At 63.9% G+C, this 17736-nt stretch carries 12 protein-coding genes and 2 pseudogenes; all 14 read right to left on the bottom strand.

The window, feature by feature from the left end:
• Positions 1 to 111: 111 nt before the first annotated feature.
• Positions 112 to 981 carry an outer membrane protein assembly factor BamD gene (locus tag AC56QP_RS30665; protein WP_489862085.1) on the bottom strand — a complete coding sequence of 290 codons (870 nt, stop codon included), beginning with the start codon at positions 979 to 981 and terminating at the stop codon, positions 112 to 114.
• Between the two features lie 262 nt (positions 982 to 1243).
• Positions 1244 to 2194, bottom strand: coding sequence for a UDP-3-O-acyl-N-acetylglucosamine deacetylase (lpxC, locus tag AC56QP_RS30660; protein WP_489862086.1), 951 nt, complete (start codon positions 2192 to 2194; stop codon positions 1244 to 1246).
• Between the two features lie 282 nt (positions 2195 to 2476).
• Positions 2477 to 4155 (bottom strand): annotated as a pseudogene (ftsZ, locus tag AC56QP_RS30655) (cell division protein FtsZ).
• Positions 4156 to 4222: 67 nt separating this feature from the next.
• Positions 4223 to 5529 (bottom strand): annotated as a pseudogene (ftsA, locus tag AC56QP_RS30650) (cell division protein FtsA).
• Positions 5526 to 6467 carry a cell division protein FtsQ/DivIB gene (locus AC56QP_RS30645; RefSeq protein ID WP_489862089.1) on the bottom strand — a complete coding sequence of 314 codons (942 nt, stop codon included), beginning with the start codon at positions 6465 to 6467 and terminating at the stop codon, positions 5526 to 5528. The pseudogene ftsA and the gene AC56QP_RS30645 overlap by 4 nt, the downstream one beginning before the upstream one ends.
• Complete coding sequence (locus AC56QP_RS30640; RefSeq protein WP_256751111.1) at positions 6455 to 7381, bottom strand: D-alanine--D-alanine ligase; 927 nt, start codon at positions 7379 to 7381, stop codon at positions 6455 to 6457. The genes AC56QP_RS30645 and AC56QP_RS30640 overlap by 13 nt, the downstream gene beginning before the upstream one ends.
• A 302-nt stretch (positions 7382 to 7683) precedes the next feature.
• Positions 7684 to 8649: a UDP-N-acetylmuramate dehydrogenase gene (murB, locus tag AC56QP_RS30635; RefSeq protein ID WP_489862090.1), complete on the bottom strand. Its 966-nt coding sequence runs from the start codon at positions 8647 to 8649 to the stop codon at positions 7684 to 7686.
• Positions 8646 to 10052 carry a UDP-N-acetylmuramate--L-alanine ligase gene (gene murC / locus AC56QP_RS30630; RefSeq protein ID WP_489862091.1) on the bottom strand — a complete coding sequence of 469 codons (1407 nt, stop codon included), beginning with the start codon at positions 10050 to 10052 and terminating at the stop codon, positions 8646 to 8648. The genes murB and murC overlap by 4 nt, the downstream gene beginning before the upstream one ends.
• On the bottom strand, positions 10049 to 11176 hold the full coding sequence (gene murG, locus AC56QP_RS30625; protein WP_489862092.1) for an undecaprenyldiphospho-muramoylpentapeptide beta-N-acetylglucosaminyltransferase: 1128 nt from the start codon (positions 11174 to 11176) through the stop codon (positions 10049 to 10051). Before murG ends, murC begins: the two co-directional genes overlap by 4 nt.
• Positions 11177 to 11182: 6 nt before the next feature.
• Positions 11183 to 12334 (bottom strand): putative lipid II flippase FtsW, encoded by a 1152-nt coding sequence (gene ftsW, locus AC56QP_RS30620; protein ID WP_091580325.1) that lies wholly within the window; start codon positions 12332 to 12334, stop codon positions 11183 to 11185.
• Positions 12334 to 13734, bottom strand: a complete 1401-nt coding sequence (gene murD / locus AC56QP_RS30615) for a UDP-N-acetylmuramoyl-L-alanine--D-glutamate ligase (protein WP_489862093.1) — start codon at positions 13732 to 13734, stop codon at positions 12334 to 12336. Before murD ends, ftsW begins: the two co-directional genes overlap by 1 nt.
• Positions 13735 to 13743: 9 nt before the next feature.
• The gene (mraY, locus tag AC56QP_RS30610; protein WP_027029717.1) at positions 13744 to 14826 is read right to left on the bottom strand and encodes a phospho-N-acetylmuramoyl-pentapeptide-transferase; all 1083 of its coding nucleotides are present in this window, start codon (positions 14824 to 14826) and stop codon (positions 13744 to 13746) included.
• A 24-nt stretch (positions 14827 to 14850) separates the two neighbouring features.
• The gene (locus tag AC56QP_RS30605; RefSeq protein WP_489862094.1) at positions 14851 to 16284 is read right to left on the bottom strand and encodes a UDP-N-acetylmuramoylalanyl-D-glutamyl-2,6-diaminopimelate--D-alanyl-D-alanine ligase; all 1434 of its coding nucleotides are present in this window, start codon (positions 16282 to 16284) and stop codon (positions 14851 to 14853) included.
• Positions 16281 to 17735, bottom strand: a complete 1455-nt coding sequence (locus AC56QP_RS30600; protein ID WP_489862095.1) for a UDP-N-acetylmuramoyl-L-alanyl-D-glutamate--2,6-diaminopimelate ligase — start codon at positions 17733 to 17735, stop codon at positions 16281 to 16283. The genes AC56QP_RS30605 and AC56QP_RS30600 overlap by 4 nt, the downstream gene beginning before the upstream one ends.
• Position 17736 lies beyond the last annotated feature (1 nt).

Genomic DNA, 17736 nt, shown 5'->3' with positions numbered 1-17736 from the left:
GACCTAGAGCGGCACGCGACCAATTGGAATCGCAGCGCCGCACTATCTTTTCGTTTGAGCATCGGATCAATCCGAAAACCGCTGCGCACGCTTCGGTCCGATGCTCTGGGGTCAGGCGCCGGTGATCAGCTTCCCGGCCTTGGATATCCACGACCCGGCATTCTCGCGCGGCGCAAGCCCATTGCTCTGCAGAAGCTTGTAGGAATCCTTGTACCACGGGCTGTCGGGGTAGTTGGTGCCAAGCACGGCGGCGGCGGTCTGCGCCTCCGAGGTCAGCCCCATCGCGTAATAGCTTTCGGTCAGGCGAGCCAACGCTTCCTCGACATGGCGCGTGTTGGAATAGTTCTCAACCACGTTGCGGAAGCGCTTGACCGCGGCGATGTATTCTCTCCGCTCGAGATAGTAGCGGCCGATCTGCATTTCCTTACCGGCCAGTTGATCGTTGGCGAAGCGAATCTTTTCCTTGGCGTCGTCGACATATTCCGATGTCGGCCAGCGCGTCACCAGATCCTGCATCGTCTGCATGGTCAGGCGCGCTTCCTTCTGGTCCTGCGTCACGTCCTTGATCTGGCGATAATAGCTCAGGCCAATAATGTATTGCGCATAGGCGGCATCATCGGTCGACGGATAGAGCGTGAGATAGCGCTTGGCCGCACCGATGGCCTCATCGTAGTTGCCCTGGCGATAGTCGGCGAAGGCACCCATCACCATCGATTTGCGAGCGAATTCCGAATAGGGGTGCTGGCGGTCAACCGCGTCGAACTTGCGGCTCGCCTCTTGCAGGCGCCCGGCATTCAGATTGGCGAGGCCCTGATTGTAGAGAACATCGGCCGGTTCGGTCTGGTCGACATAGGTCGACAGGTCGATATCTTTCTCCGACGACATGCAGGCCGACAGGAAGAGCGATGGAACAACCACCGAAAGCGCCAGAAAAACAGCCCGCTGCGGCGCTTTCGATTGACCAACTCGCTTGAAGAACATGATTGGATTCCGCCCTTTCGGCGTTACTTTAATGTGCTCTGCATGTCGTTGTCGCAAAACCGGCTCCCACTTTTGGGCGACATGCACCAGTCAACGGCAGCAGCCATAAACCATAATCGCCTTACCCGGCAACGCTATCTCCGGCCAATCGCACATTTTTGTGGCGGTCGGACGCAGCTTGAACATCCACGCTATTTCGCCGGCAGGTGGTGCATTCATGCAACACCCGCTCCCCGCCGTGGAATCCGAAAAGTTGAGAAAATCAGATCATCCAGGGCGCGTAGAGGGGCGCGTTGACGGCGTTCATCTCGGCCGCGCGGCCACGCTCGCGGCGCGTCGTTTCGACGATCTCGAACGCCGCACGGTCCGATAGCAGACGGCGCAACGCGGCGGCATTCAACCTGTGGCCGCCGCGGTAGGAGCGGAAGCAGCCGATGAAGCGGGCGCCGGCCAGCGCCAGGTCGCCCATGGCGTCAAGCGTCTTGTGGCGAACGAATTCGTTGGGATAGCGCAAGCCTCCCATGTTGATGACGCGGTTGTCGTCACCGATCACCAGCGAGTTCTCGAGCGACGAGCCGAGCGCGTAGCCGGCGGCCCACAACCGCTCGACATCCTTCATGAAGCCGAAGGTGCGGGCGCGCGCGATGTCGCGGCGGAAAATATCGGCATTGAGGTCGGAAGCGAACAGTTGACGGCCGATTGCGGGGCTTTCGAAGTCGATCTCGATCTCGAAGCGGGTGCCGTCATAGGGCCTGAATTCCGCCCAGGAGGCGCCGTTCTCGATGCGGACCGGCTTCATGACCCTGATGTAGCGCCGCTTGATCGGCAGCGTCTCAATCCCCGCCTGGTCGATGGCTTCGACAAACGCCATGGCGCTGCCATCAAGGATGGGAACCTCGTGGCCGTCGATCTCGATGGCGACATTGTCGATGCCAAGCCCGAACAGCGCGGCCATGATGTGCTCGACCGTGGCGATGTGCTCGCCGGCGGGATCGCCAAGCATGGTGCACAGGTCGGTGGCACCGACCTCGGAGACCAGGGCGCGGAACTCGCGGCCCTGTTCGCTACCCTTGAAAAGCTGGAAAACGATGCCGGTGTCGGCATCCGCTGGCACAAAGCTGATGGAAACTTCCTTGCCGCTGTGGACGCCGGTGCCGGTAAGCGACGCGCGCGTCTTCAATGTCGTCTGATAGTCGTGCAAGACAATCCCCATAAGCCCGTAATGCCTAGGTCCGCTTCTCCAGCCCGAGGGCGCGGCTCTTGTTTGAAATCGGCAGGCAGGGCTACTTCCCCCGAAATCCCGGCAAACCGACTATGGTAGGCAGCGAAGATAATGTCCCGGGAGGGAGTCTCCAAATCACGGTTTCTTACCCTTTGTAACCGCGAGATGGAACGTGCGCGACTTTGTAAGCGCTTGAAATCACAGGATTTAAAACGTTAACAGGCAAGCAATTCCTTGCTCGCCTGTTAATAATTATTACAACCCGTTTACCAATCAGTTGGCCTGGCGGCGCAGGAACGCCGGAATCTCCAGCTGATCGTCGTCCTGAGTCGACCTGACCTGCGGCGTCAGGCGGCCCTGGTCATCCAGTTGACCGCGGCGCGGCGCATAGAGCTGCGCGTCCTGGCTGGCGAGACGGCGCACTTCCGGTGCAGCCTGGCGCAGCTTGGGTTCACGCGGCTGGGCCGGCTGCAGCCTTGCAGGTTCTTCTTCACGGCGGGTCAGGCCGTTGGTCAGGCGCTTCAGCAGGCCCATCGGTCCGCTGTTGTTTTCATGGTCGGCCGGACGGCTCTTGGCATCCACCTCGGCCTTCACGACGGGCGGGAAGTCCTCGACGCGAGGCATGCGCTGCGGTGCCATAGCAACCGGCTGCGGAGCTTCGCGCTGCAGCATCTCACGCGGCTGCGGAGCCGGCTGCGTCATTTGCTGGACCGCAGGCTGCGGCTGTGCGGGCGGCGCCTGGAAGATCTTGCTCTGCGGGCGGAAATCGTCCGCTTGGGCGACGGGAGCCGGGCGGGCCTGGGCCATGGCCGCGGCATTGGCTTCGGCCAGATGGATGGCTTCGGCGACCGGGTCCATACCGCGCGGCTCATACGCTGCCTGCTGGACCGGCGCAGGGCGGCTTTCCACCGCGGCAACGGCCGGACGGCTGGCCTGCTTCGGCGGCGCCGTGCGGATCGAGATCGGCGCGGCGGCAATCTCCGCCGCCGTCTTGTCGATACCGGTGGCGACCACCGAGACGCGGATGACACCTTCCAGCTCTTCGTCGAAGGTGGCGCCGAGGATGATGTTGGCGTCCTGGTCGACCTCCTCGCGGATGCGGGTCGCCGCCTCGTCGACTTCGAACAGCGTCAAGTCGCGCCCGCCGGTGATCGAGATCAACAGGCCCTTGGCACCCTTCATCGAGGTCTCGTCGAGCAGCGGGTTGGCAATCGCCGCTTCGGCGGCGGCCATCGCGCGGCCCTCGCCGGAAGCCTCGCCGGTGCCCATCATCGCCTTGCCCATCTCGCGCATGACCGAACGCACGTCGGCGAAGTCGAGATTGATCAGGCCTTCCTTGACCATCAGATCGGTGATGCAGGCAACACCGGAATAGAGCACCTGGTCGGCCATGGCGAAGGCGTCGGCAAAGGTGGTCTTGTCATTGGCCAGCCGGAACAGGTTCTGGTTGGGGATGACGATCAGGGTATCGACGCATTTCTGCAGTTCCTCGATGCCCAGATCGGCCGTCTTCATGCGGCGCTGGCCTTCGAAGTGGAACGGCTTGGTGACGACGCCGACGGTGAGAATCCCCTTCTACGGGCAGCGCGCGCCACGACCGGAGCAGCACCGGTGCCGGTGCCGCCGCCCATGCCGGCGGTGACGAAGCACATATGGGTGTTGGACAGATGATCGATGATCTCGTCGATGCATTCTTCCGCCGCCGCGCGGCCGACTTCGGGTTGCGACCCGGCGCCGAGGCCCTCGGTGACATGCGCGCCGAGCTGGATCAGCCGATCGGCCTTCGACATGGTCAGCGCCTGCGCGTCGGTGTTGGCCACCACGAACTCGACACCGCGCAAGCCGGCGGTGATCATGTTGTTGACGGCATTGCCGCCGCCGCCGCCGACACCGAACACGGTGATGCGCGGCTTAAGCTCGGTGATGTCCGGCTTTTGCAGATTGATGGTCATTGTCTCCGTCCTTTGCCTTTCACGCCGCTTCGCCGCCGCGGCCGCCTATTGGGGCTGTCCCCGTCAATTAGAAACTGTCTCTCAACCACTGACTCATGCGATGCAGTTTTCCGCCCGTTCCGGTCATCCTGAGACCGGAAATTCCTTTGCCGGATGGCTCTCGAAGCTCGCCATCTGCGGATAGATCAGAAGCCCCACCGCGGCCGAGAAGGCCGGCCCCTTCGCCGCTTCCGGCAGGCCAGCCACGCCGAGCGGTCGGCCTATGCGTACATTGCGTCCCAGGATGCGCCGCGCCGCCTCCGGCAGGCCGGCAAGCTGGCTGGCGCCGCCGGTCAGGACGACGCGCTTGCCCACCGCATTGCCGTAGCCTGACTTGTTCAGCCGATCGCGCAACAGTTCGAGCGTCTCGTCGATGCGGGCGCGCACGATGCGCGTCATCACCGAACGCGGGATCTGCAGCGGCACGTCACCATCGTCGCCGATCGGATGGATCGAAACCAGGTCGCGGTCGTCGGCGCTGCCCGGCAGCGCCGAACCATGCATCACCTTCAGCCGTTCGGCGGCATCGAGCGAGGTCGAAAGCCCCTTGGCCATGTCCAGCGTGACATGGTTGCCGCCGATGGCGATCGCATCGCCATGGACGAACTTGCCTTCCGAAAACACCGAAATCGTCGTAGTGCCGCCGCCCATGTCGATGCAGGCAGCGCCCATTTCCAGTTCGTCGTCGACCAGGGCCGCCAGCCCGCTCGCATAAGGCGTCGCCACCATGCGCTCGACCGACAGGTGCGAGCGGTTGATGGAAAGCTCCAGATTGCGCATAGGTGCTGCGTCACCCGTCAGCACATGCATGTCGACACCGAGCGCGTCGCCGACCATGCCGCGCGGATCGCGCACGCCGCGTTCGGCATCCAGCGAGAAGCCCACGGGCAGCGAATGGACCACCTCGCGCTCGGCCTTCATCGCCTGCTTTGCGCCGGCGCCAAGCACGCGCTTGATGTCGGCCTCGTCGGCCTCGTGGCCGCCAAGGTTGATGGTGGCGGCGAAGGCTTCGCTCTTCAGCCGGCCGGCCGTCATGTTGACGATCAGGGAATCGACCGTCAGCCCCGCCATGCGCTCGGCCGCGTCGACGGCAAGACGGATGGCATGCTCGGCCCGGTCGAGATCGATGACGACACCCGACTTCACGCCTTGCGACTTCTGATGGCCGATGCCGATCACCTGGATGCGGTGCGAACGGCCGCGCAGCAACTGGCCGTCATCGCGCGGCTTCAGCTTCGCCACCATGCAGCAGACCTTGCTCGAACCGACATCCAGCACCGTCAAGGTGCCGGACCGGCGCGACGAGGCATCGCCATGACCGCCAAGCCAGCTCATATCTTCGTCTCCGGCTTGCGCTTCAGGCTCTTCGGTTTCTCGTTGAGTGCGGCTTCGCGCTGCGTCGCCGCCTCCGGCGTCAGCTGCACGACCAGCCGATCGGACAGGCGCATATCAACGGCGGCGATGTCGCGCGACAACAGCCCTTTGTCATGATCCATTCTGACGAGCTCGGCGATCGCCTGGTCCTCGCCATCCTCGGGAAGCTTGACGGTGATGCCGTTGTCCAGCTTCAGGTCCCAGCGCCGCTCGCCGACGCGGACATAGCCTTTGACCCGGCTCGCGAGCTCGGGATATTTTTCGATCTTGCCCAGGAAATCTGGCGCCTTGGCCGGCGCGCCGGCGCCGATCAGCAGCGGCAACAGCACCTGCTTGCCACCCGAGAACGGCGCGATCACGGCGCCATCCTTCTCGATGACGGACAGATCATTGCCTTGCTGCCAGAGCGCGAAGGGCTCGCGCTCCTCGACGCGCACCTCCAGCGTATGCGGATAGACCTTGCGGACCGCGGCAACCTCGATCCACGGCAGGCTGGAGATGCGCTCGCGCGCCGCCTCGGCATTGAAACCGATCAGCGACGTCCAGCCGTCGAGTTCCAGCCTGTCGAGGATATCGATCTCGGAAGTCTGGCGATTGCCGACCACCTTGACCTGATCGACGGCGAATCCGGTGCGGGCCGTGATACCTTGAACGATGCCATCGACATCACCACCGAGATAGGCGCCATAGGCACTGCTCGAGGCGATCAGCACGCCCGACAGAATCGCGGCGGAAAAGCGCGGCGCCTGGAAATCACCCACGCCCAGGCGCGCCAGAATGCGCACCGGGCGGCGAAGCACACGTGGCAGCACGAAATGGCCTGGCGACAACGGCAGACCGAACAGCGCCGGCCCAGCCACGCCCTTCCCCTTGCCTTGTCCCCATTTCAACGCAGACACGAAGCGTCCTCCACCATCCAACTCAACAAATCGCCAAACGAGTGCCCGGCCTGGGCGGCGATTTCAGGCACCAAAGACGTCGGCGTCATGCCCGGCTGGGTGTTGACCTCGAGCCAGACAACCTCGCCGTTTTCGGAGTGACGATCGTCATAACGGAAGTCCGACCGGGAAACGCCCCGACAGCCGATCGCTTGGTGAGCCTTGAGCGCCAGTGTTTGTATTTTTTGGTAAATATTCGGTGAAACTTTTGCGGGGCATTCGTGCTTTGATCCGCCAGCGACATATTTTGAATCATAGTCGTAGAAGGAATGGCCGGTCGGGATGATCTCGCAGACACCGAGCGCCACATCGCCCATCACCGCACAGGTCAGCTCCCGCCCATGGACGTAGCGCTCAACCATGACGGTATCGCCATATTTCCACTCCGACGAGCCGATGACCTGCGGCGGATGCGACTGCCCCTCATGCACGATGACGACGCCGAAGCTCGAACCCTCATTGACCGGCTTGACCACATAGGGCGGCTTCATCGGATGCTTGCTCTGGATGGCGAAGCGGCTTGCAACCTTCGATTCGGCGACCGGGACGCCGACTGATTTGGCAATCCGCTTGGCCTGCTCCTTGTTCATGGCCAGCGCCGAGGCGAGCACGCCGGAATGGGTATAGGGAATGCCGAGATATTCAAGGATGCCCTGGATGGTGCCATCCTCGCCGAATGGACCATGCAGCGCGTTGAAGGCGACATCGGGCCCGAGCTCGGCGAGCACCGACCCGACGTCGCGCCCGACATCGACGCGCGTGACCTGGTAGCCTTCCTTCTCCAGTTCATCGGCACAAGCCTTTCCGGAGGACAGAGACACGGGCCGCTCGGACGAAAAACCACCCAGCAGGACGGCCACATGCTTGCTTTTCATTCCCCGGCATCCCCTCTCACGGCGGACCAAAAACCAAGATTTTCCGCAACATTGAGTCCGAGTCTCCCGGCAGGTTGCCCCCCAGACGGAAAACGCGGGTAACGCGTCGAACGACTCAAATCAGGAAACGCTTTCCAGCAGAGAATCAGAGAGTTGATTCACTGGCAAGTGCTTACGATTCCGAGAGATTCACTTTCTGAGAAAATGGATGCGAAAACCGTGTCGTTGAGCCATTACAGCAACGGTCACACCGTTATTTTTGGTCCCGTTGAAGTTCATGCATCACTTGAACTTCAACGGTGCTAAAGTAGCTGCCCAAGAAACTCCTGGACAGCATGGCCCGGCCGGAAATTGCCGATGCGCTTGATTTCCCACTGCAGCCGGATGCCCGAATTCTCCAGCACCCGCGTGCGCACCGTTTCGCCGAGATATTCAAGGTCGTAGCCGGTCGCGGTTCCGGTGTTGATCATGAAGTTGCAGTGCATTGGCGACATCTGCGCGCCGCCGATCATCAGACCGCGGCAGCCCGCCTTGTCGATCTCCTTCCAGGCCGATGTTCCCTCGGGATTCTTGAAGGTCGAGCCGCCGGTCTTTTCGCGGATCGGCTGCACGGTCTCGCGGTGGTTCTGCACCGCATCCATCGCCGCCTTGATCGCCGCCTTGTCCTCTGAAAAACCTTCGAAGACGGCCGAGGTGAAGATCAGCCCGGAAGGTGCCGACGAATGACGATAAGCGTAGCCCATTTCGGCATTGCTCAGGGTCTGGATATTGCCCTTGCGGTCGAGCGCCCGCAGTTCGACGACGCGCTCGCGCGTTTCGACACCGTTGGCGCCGGCATTCATGACAAGTGCGCCGCCAATGGCGCCCGGAATGCCATGATAGAAATGGAAGCCCCCGATGCCGGCCTCGTAGGCGACTGCCGCGACACGCTTGTCAGGCGTCGCGGCCCCCGCCTTGATCGTGGTAGGGCCAATCACCTCGGCCTCGCCAAAACCCTTGGCCGAGAGCCGGATGACGAACCCCGGAATGCCGCCATCCCTGACCAGGAGGTTCGAGCCGATGCCGACCACGGTCAGCGGGATCTCTTCGGGAACCGCACGCAGGAACGCGGCAAGATCCTCCTCGTCGGCCGGCTGGAACAGCACTTCGGCCTGCCCTCCGGCGCGGAACCAGGTGATCTTGTCCATCTCGGCATTCGGCGTGAGGCGGCCGCGCAGGCCGGCAAGCCGGTCGCCAAGTCTGTCGATCAAAGCCTGGCCGTGCATCATGAGACGGTCCCGCCAAGCTCCTTGGGCAGCGCATAGGCCCATTGGGTGATGTTGCCGGCGCCGAGGAAGACAACGAAGTCGCCGGGCTTGGCCAGGTCGCGGATGATCGGCGCGATTGCTGCCGGACCGTCGATGTAGCGGGCGTCGCGATGGCCGCCGGCGCGGATGCGCGACACCAGTGCGTCCGAGGTCACCCCATCGATCGGCTCTTCGCCCGCTGCGTAAACCGGCGCCACCATCACCGTGTCGGCATCGTTGAAACAGGTGGAAAACTCGTTGAACAGATCATGCAGCCGGGTGAAGCGATGCGGCTGGGCAATGGCGATGACGCGTCCCTTGGTGGCGCTGCGCGCCGCCTTCAACACCGCCGCGATCTCCACCGGATGATGACCATAGTCGTCGAAGATGTCGACGCCGTTCCAGGAGCCGGTATGGGTGAAACGGCGCTTGACGCCGGCGAAGGACGACAGGCCCTTTTTGATCGCCTCGGCGGACAGGCCGAGTTCATGCGCGACCGCGATCGCCGCCGTCGCGTTGGAGACGTTGTGACGGCCGGGCATCGGCAGCCGCAGGTCCGATATCGTCGTATGGCCGCCGGTCTTGCGGTCGCGGATCACGATGTCGAATTCCGAAACAGCACCGGCCATGCGATGGTTGGTGAAACGCACATCCGCCTGCGCATTCTCGCCATAGGTGATGACGCGGCGGTCCTCGATGCGGCCGACCAGCGCCTGCACCTCGGGATGGTCCGTGCACATCACCCCGAAGCCGTAGAACGGCACGTTTTCGACGAACTGGCGGAACGCCTCGCGCACCTTGTCGAAGCTGCCATAGTGATCGAGATGCTCGGGATCGATGTTGGTGACGACGGCGATCTCGGCCGGCAGCTTCAGGAACGTGCCGTCGCTCTCATCGGCCTCGACCACCATCCACTCGCCATCGCCCATGCGCGCGTTGGTGCCATAGGCGTTGATGATGCCGCCATTGATGACGGTCGGGTCGAGCCCGCCGGCCTCCAGCAAGGTCGCCACCATCGAGGTCGTCGTCGTCTTGCCATGCGTGCCGCCGATCGCCACCGCCTGGCGGAAGCGCATCAGTTCGGCCAGCATCTCGGCACGGCGCACGATCGGCAGCAGCTTCTCGCGCGCGGCTTTCAGCTCGGGGTTGGATTTCTTGATCGCCGTCGAGACGACCACGACCTCGGCATCACCGAGATTCTCGGGCTTGTGGCCGACGAAGCATTCGATGCCCTTGTCGCGCAGCCGCTGAACATTGGCGCTCTCGGCCTGGTCGGACCCTTGCACCTTGTAGCCGAGATTGTGCAGCACTTCGGCAATGCCGCTCATGCCGATGCCGCCAATGCCGATGAAATGCACAAGGCCGATCGTCTGCGGCATCTTCATGCGTGCGTCCCCTTCCTGAAATCCGAAACCGTTTTTTTCGACGCAATAGCCTCTGTGAGATCGGCGAGCAACCGTGCCGCGTCCGGCCTGCCGGCCGATTTCGCGCCCGCGGCCATTGCCGCAAGCCGCTCGGGATCGTCCATCAGTCCGCCGACGAGCGTTGCGATGCGCTCGGGCGAGAGCGAGGATTGCGGGTGCACTTCGCCACCGCCGGCGGAGGCAAGGGCCGCCGCGTTGGCCGCCTGGTCGTGGTCGAGCGCATAGGGATAAGGCACCAGCAGCGCCGGCCGGCCGATGACGGCGATCTCCGAGACGGTCGAAGCGCCGGAGCGGGAGATCACCAGATGCGCCGCCGCGATGCGCGCTGCCATGTCGGTGAAGAAGGGCGAGACCTCGACACCGACACCAAGCGCTGCATAGGCCGCCTTCACCCGCGCCACGTCATCGGCGCGCGCCTGCTGCGTGATAACCAGCCGCTTGCGCTGGGCATCGGAAAGCAGCGCGATGGCCGCCGGCACGGCATCGGAAAAGAACTGGGCGCCCTGGCTGCCGCCGAACACCAGCAGGCGGAACGGCTGTTCCCCGGTCGACGCCACATAAGGCGTCTTGGCCGCTTCCAGAACTTGCGGGCGAACCGGGTTGCCGGTCGTCACCGTCTTGACGCCGGCCGCACTCGTGTCCCGCGGCAGGAAGCCGCCGGCGATCGCGTCGACACGGCCGGCCAGCGCCCGGTTGGCGCGGCCCATCACGGCGTTCTGCTCGTGGATCAGCGTCGGCACCTTGCGCCGCGTCGCCGCATAGAGCGGCGGCAGGGTCGGATAGCCGCCAAAGCCGACGACGGCATCCGGCTTGATCCTGGCAATGATGGCCGAGGCCTGGCGCACCCCGCGCCAGATTTTCCAGAAGGCGCCAAGCAGGGCGAAAGGATTTTTGGGACCCATCGTCGCCGACTGGATAGGATGGACGGCGGCGGCCGGGAAGTGGCCGGCAAAACGTTCGGCGCGGTCATCCGTCGCCAGATGCACTTTCCAGCCGCGCTCGTTCAGCTCATGCGCCAGCGCCTCGGCCGGAAAGAGATGTCCGCCGGTTCCGCCCGCCGCGAGAAGGATGACACCCTTGGACATCCAGCCTCATTCCGCCGGCACGGCGCGTTGCGACAGGGCAAAGCCCATCTGCTTGCGCTTTTCCGGCCGCTTGCGCGTAAGCGCCAGCACCATGCCCATCGAGATGGCGATGGCGATCTGCGAGGAGCCGCCGTAGGAGATGAAAGGCAGCGTCATGCCCTTGGCCGGCACCAGCTGCAGGTTGACGCACATGTTGATGACAGCCTGCAGACCAAAGACGGTCACGAGCCCGCCGACCGCATAGCGGGTGAAATCGTCATGCTCCTTCAGAGCCGTATTGAGACCGCGCAGCACGATGAAGGCGAAGATCGACATGATGAAGAAGCACATGATCAGCCCGAACTCCTCGCCGGCGACCGAGAAGACGAAGTCGGCATGGCTGTCCGGAATGACCCGCTTGACGGTACCCTCGCCCGGCCCGACGCCGAACCAGCCGCCATTGATCAGCGCCTCGCGTCCCATGTCGACCTGAAAGGTGTCACCTTCGCCAGTGAGGAACTTGTCGATGCGCAGGGCAACGTGCGGAAACACCGAATAGGCTGCGAACACACCGCCAACGCCCGCGCCTCCAAGCGCGATGATCCATAGCCATGGCAGTCCAGCCATGAAGAACATCACCCCCCAGGTGCCAGTCACCAGCATGGTCTGGCCGAGATCCGGCTGCGCGACCAGCAGCGAGACAACCAGGGCAAGCAGCAGCATGGCGAACAGATTGCCCGGAATGTCGGGCTGGCGCTTATGCTCGGCGAACAGCCAGGCGCACATGATGACGAAGGCAGGTTTGAGGAATTCCGAGGGCTGGATCGACAGGCCGGCAAGCGACACCCAACGGCGAGCGCCCTTCACCTCGACGCCGATGTAGAGCACCGCCACCATCAGCACCAGCATGAGGCACAGCATGATCAGCGCCATGCGCCGGATCTGCCGCGATTCAAGGAAGGAGACGGCCAGCATCACGCCGAGCGCCGGAACCGTGAAGATGATCTGCCTGGTGGCGAAGTGGAAACTGTCGAGGCCGATGCGTTCGGCCACCGCTGGGCTGGCTGCGAAGGAAAGCACGATGCCGAGCCCCATCAGCGACAGGAACGCCGCCAGGAACCAGCGATCGATCGTCCACCACCATGTCGCAACCGGGCTTTTGTCGAGACGGCTCTGCATTATCGTGCCCCTCCGATGGGTTTCACACCCTCGATAGCATTCGCAGCTTGCCTGAAGGCTTCGCCCCGAACTTCGAAATTCTTGAATTGGTCGAAACTGGCGCAGGCCGGCGACAACAGCACCACCACCTCGCCGCTTTCGTCTCGAGCAGCGTCATGCGCGGCGTGCTCGACCGCCGCCGCCAGCGTGCCCGATATCTCGTAGGGCACGGCCTCGCCCAGGGTCGCCGAGAAGGCAGGCGCCGCCTCGCCGATCAGATAGGCCTTGGCGATGCGCGGGAAGAAGCCGCGCAGCGGTTCGATGCCGCCTTCCTTGGGCAAGCCGCCGGCAATCCAGTAGATGCGCGGAAAGCTAGACAGCGCCGGTGCCGCCGCATCGGCATTGGTCGCCTTGGAATCGTTGATGAACAGCACATGGTCCTTGCGGCCGACCTGCTCCATGCGATGCGCGAGGCCGGGAAAGCTCTCCAGTCCCGACTGGATCTCGCCGAGGTCCAGCCCGACCCTGAGGCAAGCGGCAACCGCTGCCAGCGCGTTCTGCGCATTGTGCTGGCCGCGCAGCGAGCCGATGCCTTCGAGGAAGGCGACACGGCTGTAGCGGCCGTGCACCGCTTCCATCAGATTGCCAGCGTCGGCGAAATAGCCATCGGTCAGCGGCAGGCGCTTGGAAATGCGGATCACATGCCGCCCCGCCCGCTCCAGCCGCTCGGCGATCTGCGCGCACCAGGAATCGTCGATGCCGATGATGGCCGTCTCGCTGCCGGCCACCAGCCGCTCCTTGATCGAAGCGTAGTGCTGCATGGTGCCGTGGCGGTCGAGATGGTCGGGCGTCAGATTGAGCAGGATGCCGGCCGTCGGGTTGATCGAGGGCGCGAGGTCGATCTGGTAGGACGAGCACTCGACCACATAGTGTCGACTGGGCTGCGGCGGATCGAGCGTCATCACCGCGCGGCCGATATTGCCGCCCATCTGGGTGTCGCGTCCCGCGGCTTTCAGGATATGCGCGGCCAGTGCGGTCGTCGTCGACTTGCCGTTGGTGCCGGTGATGGCGATGAAGGGCGACATTGGTGCGCCGAGCATCCGCTCGCGGCAGAACAGCTCGATATCGCCAATCACCTCGACACCGGCGCCCTTCGCCAGCTCCACCGTCCAGTGCGGCTTGGGATGTGTCAGCGGCACGCCCGGCGACAGCACGAAAGCCGAGAACTTCGCCCAGTCGGCGCCACGCAAATCGGCGGTTGCGATGCCGACATCCGCCGCCTTGGCGACGCTGTCGGGATTGTCGTCCCAGGCCAGCACCTCCGCGCCGCCGGCAATCAGCGCGCGCGCCGTAGCGATCCCCGAGCCACCGAGCCCGAAGAGTGAAACGCGCTTGCCTGCGAAGGATGCGGCGGGGATCAAGGGATTTTCCTATCTCAGCTTCAGGGTGGACAGGCCGACCAGCGCCAGGATCACGGCGATGATCCAGAAGCGGATCACCACCTGGCTTTCAGTCCAGCCGAGCTTTTCGAAATGATGGTGGATGGGCGCCATCAGGAACACCCGCTTGCCGGTCATCTTGAAGTAGCCGACCTGGATGATCACCGACAGGATTTCGACCACGAACAGGCCGCCGACGATAACCAGCACGATCTCGTGCTTGGTGGCGACCGCGACCGTGCCGATCAGGCCGCCCATGGCCAGCGATCCGGTGTCGCCCATGAAGATCGCTGCCGGCGGCGCATTGAACCAGAGGAAGCCGAGGCCGGCGCCAATGACCGAGCCGAGCACGACAGCCAGTTCGCCGGTGCCGGGCACGAAATGGATCTGCAGATATTCGGCGAACACGGCGTTGCCGGACAGATAGGCGATGACGCCGAAGGAGGCCGCCGCGATCATGATCGGCACGATCGCCAGCCCGTCGAGGCCGTCGGTCAGGTTCACCGCGTTGCCAGCGCCGACAATGACGAAGCAGGAGAACGGAATGAAGAACCAGCCGAGATTGATGATGAATTCCTTGGCGAAGGGAAATGTCAGCGACGACGAGAACGGCGCCTGGCCGTTATGCATGATCGCCCACGCGGCGATGCCGGCGATGACGAATTCAAGTGCCAGCCGCGCCTTGCCGGAAAAACCGAGATGCGACTGCTTCGTCACCTTCAGATAGTCGTCGTAGAAGCCGATCGAGCCGAAGCCCAGCGTGACCAGCAGCACCACCCAGACATAGATGCTCGACAGGTTCGCCCACAAAAGCGACGAGCCGATGATGCCCGACAGGATCATCAGCCCGCCCATGGTCGGCGTACCGGCCTTCTTGAAATGCGTCTGCGGCCCGTCGGCGCGGATCGGCTGGCCCTTGCCTTGCCGTAGCCGCAGCGAATTGATGATCGTCGGCCCGAAGATGAAGACGATCAGCGCCGATGTGATCAGCGCCCCGCCGGTGCGGAAGGTGATGTAGCGGAAGACATTGAAGACCGAGATCTTGTCCGCAAAATCGACGAGCAGTGTAAACATGCGCTTTTCGTCCCCCGACTTGACCTAGGTCAGTTTGCTGGTTGCGGATTCCGCCGGGAATTTGCCCAGCAGCGCATCGACCAGTTTTGCAAAACCGATGCCCTTCGACGATTTGATCATCACCACGTCGCCCGGCTGCAGGGCGGCGAACAGCACCGGCTTCAGTTCCTCGACGCCAGCGCGGTATTCGGTCTTGACCTCGCTTGGCAATGCCTCGGCCAGCGCGCGCATCTCCGGGCCACCGAGAAAGACGGTCTGCGTCCCGGTGCCCACGATAAGATCCGCCAGAGCGGCATGCAGCTTGGCAGAATGGTCGCCGAGCTCCAGCATGTCGCCGAGCACGGCGATGCGCCGGCCCCCGCCCGTCACCGGCGTCGCGTTGAGCAGCGCCATGGCGGCAGCCATCGACGCCGGATTGGCATTGTAGCTCTCGTCGATGAGCGTGATCGGCCCTTTGGGATGACGCAGCACATGGCGCTTGCCACGCCCGCGCTCGGCCGAAAGATCAGCCAGCGCCAAGGCTATCCTGTCGAGATCGGCACCGACCAGATGCGCCGCCCCCAGCACCGCCAGCACATTCTGCACCATATGCCGGCCGGGAGCGCCGATACGAGCGATCATATCGTGGCCGCTGATCCTGGCGGCGATGTCGGAATGGTCGGCATGCAACTCGCATTTGACCAGTTTGAAGGTCGAGCGCGCATTTTCGCCGAAGCCGTAGACATGCTCGACGCCGGCGGCATGCGCCATCTTGTCGAGAAGCTTGAAACGCGCGTCATCGCGGTTGAGGACCGCCGCGCCATCGGGCTCCAGCCCTTCGAAAATCTCTGCCTTGGCCCTGGCTATCTCGTCCAGGTTGCGGAAGAAGCCGAGATGCGCCGCCGCGATCATGGTGACGATCGCGACATGCGGCCTCACCATTTTCACCAGCGGCCGGATCTCGTCGGGATGGTTCATGCCGATCTCGAACACGGCATAGTCGCAATCATCAGGCATGCGCGCCAATGTCAGCGGCACGCCCCAATGGTTGTTGAAGGACTGCGCCGAGGCATGTACCTTGCCGACGGCCGACAGCACGTGGCGCAGTGCTTCCTTGGTGGTGGTCTTGCCGGCCGAACCGGTCACCGCGATGATCTTGGCGCTCGAGCGGGCGCGCGCCGCGACACCGAGTTTTTCAAGTGCGGCCAGCACGTCCTCGACGACGATGATCGGCGCCGTCAGCCGGCCGAGCGAAGGCAGCTTGCCTTCGGCCACCACCAGCACGCCGGCGCCGGCCTTGATGGCAGCGGTTGCGAAGTCATGACCGTCCATCGCCTCGCCCTTGATGGCGAAGAACGCATCGCCCGGCTGCAGGCTGCGGCTGTCGATCGAAATGCCCGATATGCCGTCCGGCATCGGCCCGAGCGGCCGGCCGTCCATGGCGGCAACCAGAGTCTCGGAGGTCCAAAGCAAGCTCATGCGGCACGCTCCAGCAGCGCGGCGCGCACTTCCTCATGATCGGAGAAATGCAAGGTCTCGGAGCCGATCGTCTGGCCTTCCTCGTGGCCCTTGCCGGCCACGATCAACGTGTCGCCGGCATGCAGCATGCCGACCGCCTCGTGGATCGCCTGGCGCCGGTCGCCGATCTCGATCGCCCCGGGTGCGGCGGCAAGAATGGCGGCGCGGATCGTTTCGGGCACTTCCGAGCGCGGATTGTCGTCGGTGACGATGACGACATCGGCGAGCCGTGTCGCGATCTCGCCCATGATCGGCCGCTTGCCGCGGTCGCGGTCGCCGCCACAGCCAAACACGACCATGACACGGCCGGTGGTGAACGGACGCACCGAGGCCAGCACATTTTCCAGCGCGTCGGGCTTGTGGGCGTAGTCGACATACACAGGCGCACCGTTGGCGGTGGTGCCGACGAGATCGAGCCGGCCCGGCGCGCCCTTAAGTTTCTCCAAGGACATCAAGGCCTTGGCGACGGGTGTTCCGGTGGAAATGGCAAGTCCCGCCGAAACCAGCGCGTTCGAAATCTGGAAATCGCCCGCAAGCGGCAGGTCGATCTCGTAAAGCACGCCGTCGGCCTCGACCTCGGCGCGCTGGCGATGGCGCTCGTGCTCGACCCGCTTCAGCTTGAGGAAATCGCCATGGCGGCCAACCGTCAGCACCTCGAGCCCGGCCGCCTGCGCCGCCTGGATCGTCGGCGCCGACCACGGATCGTCGGCGAAGATGACGGCCGGTGCGCCTTTCGGTAGCAGCGTGTCGAACAGGCGCAGCTTGGCGCGGTGATAGTCCTCGACCGTCGGATGGTAATCCATATGGTCGCGGCCGAGATTGGTGAAGCCGCCGGCGGCGAGCTTCACGCCGTCGAGGCGGCGCTGGTCGAGCCCATGGCTGGAGGCTTCCATCGAGGCGTGCGTGACGCCGGCGTCCGCCAATTCCCTGAGCAGTTGGTGCAGCGCGACCGGATCGGGCGTGGTCAGCGAGCCATAGTCGTTGCGGCCCGGCGCCACGACGCCGGTGGTGCCGATCGAAGCGGCGGCATGGCCGGCCTGTTCCCAGATCTGCCTGGTGAAGGCAGCGACCGACGTCTTGCCGCTGGTGCCTGTCACCGCGACCATGGTCTGTGGCTGCTTGCCGAAATAGCGTGCCGCACTCAACGCCAGCGCCAGGCGCGGATCATCGACTGCCAGCACTGGAACCTGTAGCCCGGCAAGGTCACTGCCCTGGCTTGCAACGATCGCGATGGCCCCACGCCCGGCCGCGTCGGCGGCATAGGCCGCGCCATCCGCCTTGGTGCCGGCGAGCGCAAAAAAGACGACGCCCGGTTTTACCTGGCGGGAATCCGACGAAATCCCGGTAACCTCCAGATCGGCGGAAGCTGTTCCTTCGACTGGCAGGATACCGGCTAGATCTCTGAGCTTCATC

It is taken from the genome of Mesorhizobium sp. RCAM 05104, from assembly GCF_059683645.1.
This window is presented reverse-complemented; position numbering and strand designations above follow the sequence as displayed.